We start from the raw sequence: 12,995 nt of genomic DNA, 5'->3' as shown, positions 1-12,995 counted from the left end.
AGGCAAAAAAGTATGGAACCTATGGACATTACTGATTTTGTAGATCCAAAACTAATCTGTTTAGATTTAAAAGGACAAACGAAAAGTTCAGTGTTAAAAGAGCTTGTTCAAATGTTAAAAATGACAGGAAAACTTACCAATGAAAAACAGTTTCTTGCCGATATCTGGAAACGTGAGAAAATTGGAAATACAGGCTTTGATGACGGAATAGCTATCCCTCATGCAAAAAGTATTGCGGTTAAAGAACCAGCGGTAGTTATTGGGATTAACCGAACAGGAATTGATTACGGTTCTGACGACGGAGAGTTATCATCGGTATTTTTTATGCTAGCTTCACCAATGCATAATGACTATCAACATATTGAAGTGCTTGCTCAAGTATCCACCAAACTTATAGAAGAAGGATTTATTGACCAACTCAAAGCAGCAGAAACAATTGAACAAGCGTACTCTTTATTAACAAGCACTCAAAGCACCGATTCAACTTTAGAAACCTCTTCTCCTATCGTCACGGAGGCAATATCGCCCTGGCAGAAAAAACTAGCACGATTAAAAGGGCACCTCTTATTTGGTAGTTCTCATATGATTCCTTTCATCGTCGCAGGTGGGGTCTTACTCTCACTATCTGTAATGCTTTCAGGGCAAGGAGCAGTTCCTGATAAAGGTATCTTAGCGGATGTAGCAAAAATGGGAATTGCAGGTCTAACATTATTTACCACTGTCTTGGCTGGATATATCGCCTATTCAATTGCAGATAAACCAGGCCTAGCACCAGGCATGATAGGAGCTTGGATAGCAGAAAATGAGTATAATACAGGTTTTCTAGGAGCTATTGCTGTCGGTTTTTTCTCTGGCTTTCTTGTCTTAGCATTAAAAAAAATTCGATTATCAGATAACATGAGTTCATTAGGGAGTATTTTCATTTACCCATTAGTTGGTACGTTTGGTACTTGTGCAGCTGTAATGTGGATTATAGGTGCTCCTATTGCCAATGCAATGTCAGCAATAAATCTATGGCTGGCTGAGATAGCCGGCTCTGGCAAAATTTTACTTGGAATTGTATTAGGTGCTATGACTGCATTTGATATGGGCGGGCCAATTAATAAAATAGCCACACTCTTTGCTCAAACACAAGTAAACACTCAGCCTTGGTTAATGGGTGGAGTTGGGATAGCAATATGTACACCCCCACTTGGTATGGCATTAGCAACATTGATTTCACCCAAAAAATTTAAAAAAGATGAACGAGAAGCAGGGAAGGCAGCAGGTATTATGGGAATGATTGGTATAAGCGAAGGCGCTATTCCATTCGCTGCCTCCGATCCTACAAGAGTACTACCAGCTGTTATAGCCGGTAGTATTGTTGGAACTATAACCGGATTTATGTTTCATGCCCTTAACCATGCTCCTTGGGGTGGTTGGATTGTACTACCAGTGGTAGATGGAAAAATTGGCTACATCATTGGAACAATTCTTGGAACCATTACAACTGCATTGATTGTTATACTACTAAAAAAAACTGCTATTGAAGATACTGAAGAAAGGCCGAACATCAACACAAATTTCGCGGTTAGAAATGAAGGAGAAGCAGATATATTAGCAGTAACCGCATGTCCTTCAGGTGTAGCGCACACTTTTTTGGCTGCAAAGTCACTCGAAAAAAAAGCTCATGCTCTAGGCATTAAAATCAAAATAGAAACACAGGGAGCTAATGGAATTAGTAATAGAATAACGCCAAAAGATATTGAGAAAGCAAAATTTGTTATATTTGCTCATGATATAGCGATTAAGGATCCTGAACGATTTGAGAATATAAAATGTGTTGATGTGGGTACAAAAGAAGCTATGCATAACGCAGAAACCCTAATTCAATGGCAAGTCAATTAAAAACTAACGCTCTCATCTTGAATGAAGTTTATCCACTTTGCTTATAACCAGTTCAAAGATAATACACATAAAAAAGTACTGCTGAGATGTGATGAAACTACCTATTTTTGCGCTCACACATATACTTGAACTAGTTTCAATAACAAGCGGATAAAACTTTTTTAGCGTTTAACAGAACGTCTTCTATTGAAACATGCATCATTTTACGCCCAGTAAAGCGATCAAAATGAGCAATATCAATATCAGATACAATCAAAATAATATCTGCTTGGGCAATTTCACGCGACGAAAGTGGTCTCTCAATACCCAATGCTCCTTGAGTCTCAACTTTTATTTTTATACCGAGTTTTGGCGCTTCTCTCATTAGTTCATCTGCCGCCATATAAGTATGTGCAATTCCTGTCGGACATGCCGTCACTGCGACGATTCTCATCTTTACTCTCCATTGAATACTACCATGAGGAATAGTTAACCTAACCTGCGTTTTAAACAAATATCTTAGTGTGGCCAACATACCTTTATTTTGAGTAACTCATATAATAAAGTCAGTAAAATAACGGTAATAGACGTTAGTTAGATATCAATCTAATTAGAATTGTTATATATGTAGATAAAAAGTATGGAGGCTTTTCCTCTATAAAAAATCCACATCATCCTTAAAAGTACCGGGGAATAAAATTGAAACTCAACATCACCTCGAAATAGTTAGCAGTAAAATAGTCCGACCGCAACAAACATTCCCATCGCTGCAAAGAGTTTTTTCCTCCATAAAGCCACTGGTTGATCAACTTGCTTGCGAAATAACACATATGCGAATATAACACCGATGACACCTCGTAATGACTGTACTATGTTCCCCGACACGACTCCTGAGATGTTAAAACCCAGTATTAAAAAAATCACAGCAAAAAACCATGCTAATGCTACCCACCTTGCGTGATAAACAGTGGCAATAGTTACTTTCATAGGCCGAATTAACGGGATGCTCATAACACCGCATGCTAAATAGTTAACACAAATTGTTGCAAAAGACTGCTCTACCGGTGAGCCATCCAGTAACTTATGAGACAGATTCGTAATTGCCATGTCAGAAAGGCTATAACCAACACTAGCACCAAAAATCAACAAAAGAGGCTTAATATTTATTGAACCGGATAACATTGAGAAATACCAAGCAATAGCTAAAATAATCCCAATAGTCATCCATTGAATGGTAGAAAACCCAGCCTGATAAAACAAAACCGAAATAATGGCTAAGACTGGAATTTTAAGGGCTAGTAAAGGTGAAACAATAGAAGCATCACTATATCTAATAGCTATTATTAGCAAGTACTGGGCAACTAAATACGGAAAATTTATTAATACAAAGTCCCATATCAAATCTAGTGTCACTAACTGCCAATACCCTAACACTACCGTCGGAATTAATGCCAATAAACCGATTCCAACATGAACCGCAACAAGTAACTTTACTCCATCAATACCATTTTTCTGTTGGCAATTCTGAGTTAATATATAATTAAGTGCTTGAAAAAACGCCCCTAGAAAACTAGAAAATACGCCTAAGAGCATTTTAAATATCTCATAATAAGTTAGTCGAACTCCAATAAGCTCCATGCTCAGGAAGAATATGGCAAGTCAATTGATATTGAGCATCATTGATTTTAGAATCTTGAAGCGCCCTAACGATGGATACGTGTTGTTCATAAGATCTTTGAAGGTGTTCATCGTTACCACCAAGGTGGTTTCGTGCTGTAGCCATCCTTGCCGAAATAAGAGAATAAGATTCTTGGAAGTAGTGATTGCCACATAAAGAAATGATTGTTTGATGGAACTGATTATCTAAATTTAGATATTCCAAAGTACTAGAATTATGCAAACAAACCTCCATTTTATCCAAGATAAAGCAAAGTTCTTGAATCAACTGCTTAGAATTATTTTTCCATGCTAACTGTAAGCCTTCCGATTCAATGAAATAACGAAATTCTAAAAGCTCATTAAAATCACTCGCCGAAACACTAAATACAAACGTGCCGCTTTTAGGCCTTATTTGAACTAAACCTTCACTTTGTAATTTTTTCAATGCATCTCTGATTGGAGATTTAGTTGCGTTAAGCTTCTTAGCCAGAACCGTCTCAGAAATTTTCATACCCATAGGCAAAGTGCCAACAATAATCATTTCTCGGATCCGTCGATAAATAACATCTTTTAGAAGATCTTGTTTCATCAGTTCAACCATCATTTCACCCTCTTATTTGTATTATAATATATTAACAACCAAATCTAAAATGTCAATTTGTCAAATAAAAGAGGATTAAATAGTACCCAAACACATTAAATCTTCTTAATTACAATAAAATAGATGGTAAAAACAGAGAAATCTGAGGAAAAAAGGTCACAAACAAAAGCATTACTAACATGGCACAAAGGAACGGTATAATCGCTTTTACTAACTCCTCCAAAGTAACATTTGCAACTCCTGTTGCCACAAATAAATTTGCTCCAAGCGGCGGAGTACAAAAACCAATTGCCAAATTGACAGTCATAATAACGCCAAAATGAATAGGATCGACTCCCATAAGTTGAACTATCGGTAGAAGGATTGGTGTTAAAATAATAATAGAAGCGATGGTTTCCATAAACATACCGACAATTAAGAGCATAAGGTTGATTAACAACAATACAATTAATGGATTATCAGATACCAAAGTTATGGCATTAGCAACTTCTACTGGCACTCTCTCTAACGTGAGCAACCTTCCAAAAGAAGAAGCCATTACTACCATCACAAGTACTGTTGCCGAAGTTAACCCTGATTTTAGAAACACGCTACTTAGATCACTTACGTTTAAATCACTATAAATATAAAGGCTTACAAATAATGCATATACAACAGCTACACCAGCAGCTTCTGTTGGTGTAAAAATTCCACCATATATACCACCTAATATAATCACAGGTACGATTAACGCCCAGATCGAGTGATCTCGCCATCCTTTTTTCACACCATTAGGTGAAATAGCCTGCTCCATACTATTTGAAGCTCGACTTGCTGGAAATAGGTTTTTATTAACATTCAATTTCGCAACAAGCATAAATCCAAGACCAAATAACAGCCCAGGAATTACCCCCGCAAGAAATAGCTTTCCAATAGATTGATTTGCTGTCACTCCGTAAATAATAAGAGGTATTGAAGGGGGAATCATTACCCCTGTAATACCAGCTGAAGCAGTGATCGCTGCAGAAAATGGTCGTTTATACCCTACACGCTCCATCTCAGGAATCATGTTAGAACCGATAGCCGCAACCGTTGCTGGTGACGAGCCGGAGATAGCAGCAAAAAACATGCTTGCAAGCACATTTACATAGGCTAATCCTGCTTTATAGTGCCCCACCAGGCTGTATGCTGCTCCAACTATTCGCGAAGAAAGACCACCTCGCTGCATAATTTCTCCAGCAAGAACAAATAAAGGGATAGCAACTAAAGGAAAGGAATTCCCTCCCATAACCGCACTTTTTGCTAGCAAAGCTATATTTGGAGTTTTCGGCAAATACTCCAATACAACTAATGAAGATACACCAAGACAAATTGCAACAGGTGCACCAAGCAAAACTAATAGTAAAAAAACGCCAAATAAAGTGAACGTGACCATTATTTTCCTCCTTGATGCGACAATTTAGTATCGGCATCGGGCTTTTTCATTAACGACAAAACATCCTGATGTATATTCTGAATTAGGCGAATAGCACTAAGTAAAGCACCAACAGGAAGAGAACCATATAACCATTGCATACTTACGCGCGTTTCTGAAAGAGGCCAATAAAGAACAACTGAACTTTGGCGAGCAATAATTGGGTTACTGATTTGATCCCATCCGTATATAAACAATTTGACCATGCACCACAAAACAACAAAGTTCACAATCAAGTTAACAATATCCAACAATTTCTTTGGAAACAGGTTAACCATCGCTGTAACCGATATATGTTTTCGAGTCTTAAATCCATAGCTAACTCCAACCCAAATAAACCATATGAAGCACCACCGAACAAACTCCTCACTCCAGGATAATGAATTACTAAAAATGTAGCGCATGATTACCTGTAAAAATATCCAGAAAACAATATTGCCTAACAAAAAATTTATCAGCCAAACTTCTACGTTTTCGTCAATTAGTTTCAACCATTTCATTTAAAATTCCTCTGACTTGACCAGTTATCGAAGCTGATCAAGTCATGCCTCCGATGGTTTTTACTTGTTTAGTGCTTTAATCAATTCGGGCTCAACTAAATTCGTGTATTTTTCGCGAATTGGCGCAGTCACTTTTTGAAATTCCGCCACTTCTTCGTCAGACAGTGTTGTTATCGTAACTCCAGCTGCTTTAATCGCGGCTAATTGCTCATGTTCTTCACTGGCAATTACTTCTTGTTGATAATCTATTGCGCGCGTAAGAGCTGAATCAATTATTGTTTTTTCTGAACTTGACAGCCCTTCGTAGAAATCTGGATTTGCTAGCACCATATGAGTTGAATAGACATGGCCAGAAAGAGTTAAGCAATTTTGCACTTCATAAAAACGTGACGAATAAATATGACCAAGTGGGTTTTCTTGTGCATCTACAACACCTTGTTGAAGTGCAGAGTACACCTCATTAAAAGACATTGGAGTTGGATTCGCCCCCATTGCTTTAAATGCATCCATATGAGCTTCAACTTGCATGGTTCTAATTTTTACACCGGTTAGATCCGAAGGCTTCTCAATAGGGCATTTATTACTAGTTATATTGCGGATTCCATTTTCCATCCAGCCCAAGCCTTTGATTCCAAATTTACTTACTTTATCAAGTAGCATTTGACCAAATTCACCATTAAGCGCATCAAGTGCTGCTTTTCTACTAACGAAAGTGTACGGAAGACCAGGAACAGAAAATGCCGGATCCCAACCAGCCATAACTTCAACAACAGGGGCAGTCATATCAACAATGCCTGACTGAACAGCTTCAGTTAACTCCCGATCCCCTCCTATCTGACCATTAGGAAAAATATCAACCGTGATCTCTTCCCCGGAATCTTTTTCAACAAGTTCCTTAAATTTCACCCAAGCTTTATGCATGTGGTAAGTGTCTGCCGCTCCATGACCAACACGAATGTGTGTCTCAGCGAAAGCCTGTGTACTAATTACGCCCGAAACTGCGATAGAAAGAGCAAGACATAGGGTTGTTTTTTTCATTATAATATTCCTTTTTGACATTTCAGTTTTCCAACTCATTCTCGCCTGATAGCTTACTGAATTTAAGTGATCACAGTCATACTTTCTGTTTGTTAGCAATTTCAAGTGCTATATTAGTGACAATAGTCACATAAAATAACATTAAACATTGCGGAAATTAAGATTACAAATTTAAATACAAAAAAACTAACATGTTAGATTCAAGGAATAACCATGAAAAAAGTAGTAGTTATTGAACCTGGATATCTCGATTACACAGAGGAAGCCAAGGTGCTGAATTTTTTTGATCCCCAATTCACTGTATTGAAAATTGGAACACCAAAAAATCAAATATTAAAAGAAGTGAAAGACGCGGATGCCATTATGGTCAGAGAAGCTATTGTGGACGCAGAAATAATTGATGCGGCACAAAAGTGTAAAGTCATAGTGAGATATGGTGTGGGTGTAGACAACATCGACCTTAATCATGCTAAAAACAACGGCATTTATGTAGCAAACGTACCCGACTATGGCTCAGAAGATGTAGCTGAACATGCAATATCATTAATGGTATCAGCTACTCGACGTGTAGTAACTAGAGATCGGGATGTCCACAACGGAAAATGGGGGATTGGTCAAGCAGAACCAATTCCTAGAATGGGAGGTAAGGTTCTTGGTGTAGTCGGTTTTGGTCGCATTGCCCGGTGCTTTACCCAAAAAGCTTCCGGATTAGGATTTTGCTCAACTCTTGTATTTGACCCCGCACTTACTTTAGAACAGGCCGAAGAAGCTGGAGTTACTAAAGTTGAGCTAGATACACTCGTACAAGAAGCTGACTTCATATCTCTGCATGCCCCCTTAAACGAAAATACGCATCATATGATTAATGAAACCCTCATCCGTCAAATGAAACCCATGGCTGTACTCGTAAATACTAGCCGTGGTGGTCTAGTGGATGAACTAGCTTTATTTGACGCTTTAAACGAAAACCGAATCCATGCTGCAGGTATCGATGTATTTGAAACCGAACCTGTTCCTCTCGAAAACCCTTTACTTACGTTACAAAACGCAATCTGTACTGATCATACCGCTTGGTTTACCGAAGAATCTGTTGTTGAACTTCAACACAAAGGCGCAAAGGAAGTTCTTCGTGTGTTCGAAGGTTCAGAACCAGCCAGTTGGGTTAATCCATAGTTTCATCACTTACATATTCTCACACCTAAATACTAAATTTATCAACAAAGGACAAAATCATGTATAGCAAACAAATCATTGAAGGATATCGCGACATTTTTTCAACAGCTTCTATTGCAGATGCCTGTGATCTGCTTTTAGGTAAGACCATGTATCTCCCATTTGATATAAAAAACCGTATCAATGATAAAAAAATCGTTGGCTACGCTATTACTATTGTAGAAGAAGCTACATTAGAAAAAATGCCACCTCAACATGCACTGGACGCAATCGATGAATCCCAAGAAGGTGGCGTCGTAGTTATATCTGGTGACAAAGCACTTGAAACCGTCGCAGTATGGGGAGGACTGATGACCGCTGGCGCTGTTGCTAACAAACACGAAGGTGCAGTTTTAAATGGCGGCATGCGCGATATTAACGAAATCCGCCGTGACTACGATTTCCCTGTATTTTCCAAAACCATTTCACCGGGCACAACATTAGGTCGTTTCAAAACAGTCGCAGCTAACAAACCAGTCCAAATCGGAGAAGCACTTATTCGTCCTGGAGATTTAATTGTAGGTGATATTGATGGCGTTGTGTGTGTACCTCAAGAACATGTTGAAGCGGTTCTTCGTGAGTCTCAGTCTATCGATTCACGTGAACTAGAACAGGCTAAGCTAATCATCGAAAGTGGTTCTCTGCGAGATGGTCTCGCTAAATATGGCCGAATCTAACTCTCTGAAATCCCTACTAGTTGGATAGCTTAAAACTTCGCTTTCCAACTATTCAACATGAGGCAACAAAAATGACTATTGATATTATTTCATTTGGAGAGCCCTTATTTGAGCTTTCTCAAATACCTGGTCAACAAGAAACAATCTCTTATCTAAGTGGTTTTGGTGGCGACACATCAAATTTCTCAATCAGTGCTGCGCGTCAAGGTGCAAAAGTGGCAGTACTTGCACACATTGGAAATGATGTATTTGGCGACCAATTTATCGATCTTTGGAAAAAAGAAGGAGTTAATACCGACTTTGTCGTGAGAAATTCCTATGCCCCAACTGGTGTCTACTTTATTTCTCATGATGATCGAGGACACCATTTTACGTTTTATCGTAAAGGTTCTGCTGCTTCACTTGTTACACCAAAACAATTACCTGAAGATGCGATAAAAAGTGCGAAATTACTACACACCTCCGCAATTACACACGCGATAAGCGACTCTTCAAGTGATGCAGTATTTCAAGCAATTGAGATAGCAAAATCGAGTGGTACTAAAGTATCTTTCGATACTAATCTAAGATTAAAACTCTGGCCGCTATCACGTGCAAAAGCAATTATTCATGAAACTATTCGACAAGTAGACTTTTGCTTGCCAAGCCTTGATGAAGCACAACTCTTAACTGGTCTGGATGACGCAAATAAGATAGCAGATTATTACCTGAACCTTGGCGCCAAAGTAATTGTACTTAAGATGGGTAAAGAAGGAGCGATGGTAGCAACAGCAGATCAACGGTTCACCACCACTGGGCATAAAGTTAATACTGTAGATGCGACAGGTGCAGGAGATTGCTTCTCAGGTGCTTTTTTAAGCCAAGTAGTAAAAGGACAATCGTTAGAAGAATCCTTAATATATGCAAACTGCGCAGCTGCTTTAACAACAACAGGATATGGGGCTGTCGCACCTATTCCATCTGCTGAGATAGTTACTGCGTTTAAATCTAAGGTAACCAACTAATGCAAACAGAAATCGAATTGTTGGCAAAAGCTAAAGTTGTTCCTGTCATTCAGATTGAAAATCTAAATGACGCACTACCGTTGGCTGAAACCTTAATACAGAACGGATTACCAATAGCTGAACTAACACTTCGGTCTTCTTGTGCATTAGATGCCATCAAAACAATAAATGAACATTTCCCAGAGATGTTATTGATTGCTGGAACTATCACAAGCAAAGAACAGGCAGACTTAGCTATTAAAGCTGGGGCAAAATTGGTCGTATCACCTGGTTTTAATCCAGAGACTGTTCGTTACTGCGTATCAAAAAAAATACATATAATTCCAGGTGTCGCTACTCCGGGTGAGATGGAGCAAGCGATGAGTTTAGGACTAACGACAGTTAAGTTCTTCCCAGCAGAAGCGAATGGAGGAGTGGAAACCTTAAAAGCAGTCTCTGCTCCATACAGTAAACTCAAGTTTATGCCAACCGGTGGTATCACACCCTCTAACATTAATAACTATCTAGCACTGCCTTCTGTTATATGTTGCGGAGGTTCCTGGATGGTAGATAAGAAATTAATATCTCAGGGAAAATGGGCAGAACTACGTTCATTGATCGAAAATGCAATAGCACTTGTTGCCTAACAATAGGTTGGCACATTCACTCTAGCAAACTCTGCTTCAAAGGGTTTGCTAGAGACCAAATTATAAGTAAAAAAATAACACCAATAACACCAATAACACCAATAACATTAGGATATAAAAATGAAAGGAAAATCACTTCTCACTCTTACTTTACTCTCAGCATCAGTGATTGCCGCTCCTGAACCAAAATTAGAAATCGTTGCAGAATGGGATGCGCTACCATATTTGATAAGAGATAAGCAAATAAAACAGCGCTGGGAAACTAGCCAGCTATATGGAAAAGCTTTGATGCAAGGTGTAAAGGTCGATAAGGAAAGTCAACTGTATGTAACCACTGCGCGTTGGGGAGGGCCTGATATACCCGCTACACTATCTAAATTAACCAAAACAAGTGACGGCTATTCATTAGTCCCATATCCATCAGAAGAACTAAACGATATAAATAATCCAAAAGGTTTAAAAGCCGTTTTAGGATTTGAAATCGATAGGGACAACGTAATGTGGATCCTTGATCAAGGCCACGTAGCAGATCAACCAACTAAGGCTGGTGATGAAAAGCTTATCTTGTGGGATATTGGAAAAAATAAGGAAATCCAACGTTACGAGTTTACAGATAAAGACTCTAGTAGAACATGTTCTTTCTTAAATGATGTTGCCGTTGACAACGACTCTGGCTTTGCTTATATCACTGATTCAGGTATTCTCTGTCAACCACTCGACGGTGGACTAATCGTTTATGATAGCAATACAAACACTGCAAAAAGAGTCTTATCAGGAACAAAGTTCACCAACAATGATAAAAACTTCTTTTTTAACATCAATGGGAAGCCTGTATTATCACAAAATCCGATGCTAACAGGTGCAGATGGTATCGCATTATCAGGCGATAAAAAGACACTATATTGGACTAACCTAACAGGTAATACACTTTACTCAATTGAAACTGCTCTTTTAAGAGATTTTAAGCGTTCAGAAGCAGAGCTTCAAGCTAGTGTGAAAACGGTAACAAATCTTCCTTCGAATACTGATGGGATGACGGCTGACCGCGATAATAACTTATATATGACTGGCTTAACAATTAACGGCATAATGAAACGGGATGGAAAAACTGGGGATGTATCTCGTCTAACTTACGATGAGAATATGGTTTGGCCAGATACATTAGCTTGGGGACCAGATAACCAACTATACATTTCGTCCAACAACCTCCATACTTTTGTTGATGGAAAAATGAACTTTAAAAATCCCAAAACATCTAATTTTAAAATTTGGAAATTAGATGTCGACAAAAAATCCTACACAGCGAAATAGTTATAAACTGTAAACTAACTAAAAAGCTCGATATAAAACCGAGCTTTTTACAATTATTCTGCGACTTTTACTACAACTTTACCCAATGTTTTTTTGTTCCTCATTTCTTTCAGCATCTGGGGTACTTCAGGTAACGAGATAACTTGTAGTTCTGGAACGTCAACCCGCCCGTTTTCCAATAATTTAGAAACAGCCAATCCCGTATTCACAATAGTACTACGGCCTTTATCACCATTTACATGACCAGACCCCAAACTTAATTGATGGAAACTTAGTCCATTAGCTTTGGCGCCTACAATTAGAGTAGGATTTACTACATCAACTAACTCGACCATTTCACCTTCAAAACCTAGAACATTTGCACAAATAGTGACGTTGTCACCTCCCACACAGTCCAACGAATACTCTACGCCTAAATTTCCTGTTATTTTCATTACTTCGTCGATAACATTTTGAGTTCTATAGTCAATCACATGTGTTGCCCCAAGAGACTTTACATACGAATGTTTCGATTCTGAGCTGGTGGTAATAATGGTTTCTATACCTTCCAATTTAGCATACTGGATTGCAAAACTACCTACACCACCTGCACCACCTGCAATAAAGATACTCCTACTTCCCGCGATTTTTATTTTATCATATAGTGCTCTATAAGCCGTCCAGGCTGCACATGGAGTAGCAGCTGCAACTTCATGACTTACTTTAGGTTTTTTAATCAGAGTTCTACTATCATGGACAGCGAACTGAGCAAAACCGCCACTAGCTCGTCGCATATCACCATGATAAAGTACTTGATCTCCTACTTTCCAATCAGTGACCTGAGATCCAACCTCAACAATTTCACCAGAAACATCCAGTCCACCAACAAAACTATCATCCATATTGTCGACTATACTGTTCCAGATATTCACTTTGGTATCGACAGGGTTCAACCCTACAACAAATACTTTTACAACAACATCCATTTCAGTTTCAAGCGTCGGAACAGGGAGTTCTTTTAAAGCAAATGTATCCGTGGATTTTTGGTATGTAATGGACTGCATTGCTC

The 12,995-nt window shown here is 38.6% G+C and carries 13 protein-coding genes; 6 read left to right on the top strand and 7 right to left on the bottom strand.

What is annotated here, in order from left to right; translation table 11 throughout:
- Positions 1 to 21 precede the first annotated feature (21 nt).
- Entirely contained in the window at positions 22 to 1,887 is a 1,866-nt protein-coding gene (locus tag R3X26_RS12105) for a fructose-specific PTS transporter subunit EIIC (RefSeq protein ID WP_317717598.1), read from the top strand.
- A gap of 136 nt (positions 1,888 to 2,023) precedes the next feature.
- Here R3X26_RS12105 and R3X26_RS12100 read toward each other — a convergent pair whose 3' ends face one another.
- The 6 genes from R3X26_RS12100 to R3X26_RS12075 all read right to left on the bottom strand — a co-directional run bounded on the left by R3X26_RS12100 (position 2,024) and on the right by R3X26_RS12075 (position 7,117).
- A complete protein-coding gene (locus R3X26_RS12100) occupies positions 2,024 to 2,320 on the bottom strand; it encodes a PTS fructose transporter subunit IIB (RefSeq protein WP_317717581.1) in 297 nt (98 codons plus the stop codon).
- Between the two features lie 272 nt (positions 2,321 to 2,592).
- Positions 2,593 to 3,459 carry an EamA family transporter gene (locus tag R3X26_RS12095; RefSeq protein WP_317717580.1) on the bottom strand — a complete coding sequence of 289 codons (867 nt, stop codon included), beginning with the start codon at positions 3,457 to 3,459 and terminating at the stop codon, positions 2,593 to 2,595.
- A 10-nt stretch (positions 3,460 to 3,469) separates the two neighbouring features.
- Entirely contained in the window at positions 3,470 to 4,129 is a 660-nt protein-coding gene (locus R3X26_RS12090; RefSeq protein WP_317717579.1) for a GntR family transcriptional regulator, read from the bottom strand.
- 106 nt (positions 4,130 to 4,235) lie between these two features.
- Positions 4,236 to 5,540 carry a TRAP transporter large permease gene (locus R3X26_RS12085; RefSeq protein ID WP_317717578.1) on the bottom strand — a complete coding sequence of 435 codons (1,305 nt, stop codon included), beginning with the start codon at positions 5,538 to 5,540 and terminating at the stop codon, positions 4,236 to 4,238.
- A complete protein-coding gene (locus R3X26_RS12080) occupies positions 5,540 to 6,079 on the bottom strand; it encodes a TRAP transporter small permease (protein ID WP_317717577.1) in 540 nt (179 codons plus the stop codon). The genes R3X26_RS12085 and R3X26_RS12080 overlap by 1 nt, the downstream gene beginning before the upstream one ends.
- Positions 6,080 to 6,139: 60 nt before the next feature.
- Entirely contained in the window at positions 6,140 to 7,117 is a 978-nt protein-coding gene (locus tag R3X26_RS12075) for a TRAP transporter substrate-binding protein (protein ID WP_317717576.1), read from the bottom strand.
- Between the two features lie 213 nt (positions 7,118 to 7,330).
- On the opposite strand from R3X26_RS12075, the gene R3X26_RS12070 reads away from it, so the two are divergent.
- From R3X26_RS12070 to R3X26_RS12050, 5 genes are all read left to right on the top strand, one after another.
- Positions 7,331 to 8,290, top strand: coding sequence for a C-terminal binding protein (locus R3X26_RS12070; RefSeq protein ID WP_317717575.1), 960 nt, complete (start codon positions 7,331 to 7,333; stop codon positions 8,288 to 8,290).
- 59 nt (positions 8,291 to 8,349) lie between these two features.
- A complete protein-coding gene (locus R3X26_RS12065; RefSeq protein ID WP_317717574.1) occupies positions 8,350 to 9,006 on the top strand; it encodes an RraA family protein in 657 nt (218 codons plus the stop codon).
- A 71-nt stretch (positions 9,007 to 9,077) separates the two neighbouring features.
- Positions 9,078 to 10,010 (top strand): sugar kinase, encoded by a 933-nt coding sequence (locus R3X26_RS12060; protein WP_317717573.1) that lies wholly within the window; start codon positions 9,078 to 9,080, stop codon positions 10,008 to 10,010.
- Positions 10,010 to 10,636, top strand: coding sequence for a bifunctional 4-hydroxy-2-oxoglutarate aldolase/2-dehydro-3-deoxy-phosphogluconate aldolase (locus tag R3X26_RS12055; RefSeq protein WP_317717572.1), 627 nt, complete (start codon positions 10,010 to 10,012; stop codon positions 10,634 to 10,636). The genes R3X26_RS12060 and R3X26_RS12055 overlap by 1 nt, the downstream gene beginning before the upstream one ends.
- Before the next feature lie 120 nt (positions 10,637 to 10,756).
- Positions 10,757 to 11,947 (top strand): L-dopachrome tautomerase-related protein, encoded by a 1,191-nt coding sequence (locus R3X26_RS12050; RefSeq protein ID WP_317717571.1) that lies wholly within the window; start codon positions 10,757 to 10,759, stop codon positions 11,945 to 11,947.
- Positions 11,948 to 12,000: 53 nt separating this feature from the next.
- Here the strand turns inward: R3X26_RS12050 and R3X26_RS12045 are convergent, their stop codons facing one another.
- Positions 12,001 to 12,990, bottom strand: a complete 990-nt coding sequence (locus tag R3X26_RS12045) for a zinc-binding dehydrogenase (RefSeq protein WP_317717570.1) — start codon at positions 12,988 to 12,990, stop codon at positions 12,001 to 12,003.
- Positions 12,991 to 12,995 lie beyond the last annotated feature (5 nt).

Source organism: Vibrio sp. TH_r3, from assembly GCF_033101115.1.
GTDB lineage: Bacteria > Pseudomonadota > Gammaproteobacteria > Enterobacterales > Vibrionaceae > Vibrio.
The sequence above is the reverse complement of the archived record's forward strand: the minus strand, read 5'-3'. Positions and strand labels throughout refer to the sequence as shown.

Excerpts from the sequence above, each read along its gene's own strand:
- R3X26_RS12105 (WP_317717598.1), top strand. The coding sequence starts at position 22 with ATGGACATTACTGATTTTGTAGATCCAAAACTAATCTGTTTAGATTTA.
- R3X26_RS12100 (WP_317717581.1), bottom strand. The coding sequence starts at position 2,320 with ATGAGAATCGTCGCAGTGACGGCATGTCCGACAGGAATTGCACATACT.
- R3X26_RS12095 (WP_317717580.1), bottom strand. The coding sequence starts at position 3,459 with ATGCTCTTAGGCGTATTTTCTAGTTTTCTAGGGGCGTTTTTTCAAGCA.
- R3X26_RS12090 (WP_317717579.1), bottom strand. The coding sequence starts at position 4,129 with ATGATGGTTGAACTGATGAAACAAGATCTTCTAAAAGATGTTATTTAT.
- R3X26_RS12085 (WP_317717578.1), bottom strand. The coding sequence starts at position 5,540 with ATGGTCACGTTCACTTTATTTGGCGTTTTTTTACTATTAGTTTTGCTT.
- R3X26_RS12080 (WP_317717577.1), bottom strand. The coding sequence starts at position 6,079 with ATGAAATGGTTGAAACTAATTGACGAAAACGTAGAAGTTTGGCTGATA.
- R3X26_RS12075 (WP_317717576.1), bottom strand. The coding sequence starts at position 7,117 with ATGAAAAAAACAACCCTATGTCTTGCTCTTTCTATCGCAGTTTCGGGC.
- R3X26_RS12070 (WP_317717575.1), top strand. The coding sequence starts at position 7,331 with ATGAAAAAAGTAGTAGTTATTGAACCTGGATATCTCGATTACACAGAG.
- R3X26_RS12065 (WP_317717574.1), top strand. The coding sequence starts at position 8,350 with ATGTATAGCAAACAAATCATTGAAGGATATCGCGACATTTTTTCAACA.
- R3X26_RS12060 (WP_317717573.1), top strand. The coding sequence starts at position 9,078 with ATGACTATTGATATTATTTCATTTGGAGAGCCCTTATTTGAGCTTTCT.
- R3X26_RS12055 (WP_317717572.1), top strand. The coding sequence starts at position 10,010 with ATGCAAACAGAAATCGAATTGTTGGCAAAAGCTAAAGTTGTTCCTGTC.
- R3X26_RS12050 (WP_317717571.1), top strand. The coding sequence starts at position 10,757 with ATGAAAGGAAAATCACTTCTCACTCTTACTTTACTCTCAGCATCAGTG.
- R3X26_RS12045 (WP_317717570.1), bottom strand. The coding sequence starts at position 12,990 with ATGCAGTCCATTACATACCAAAAATCCACGGATACATTTGCTTTAAAA.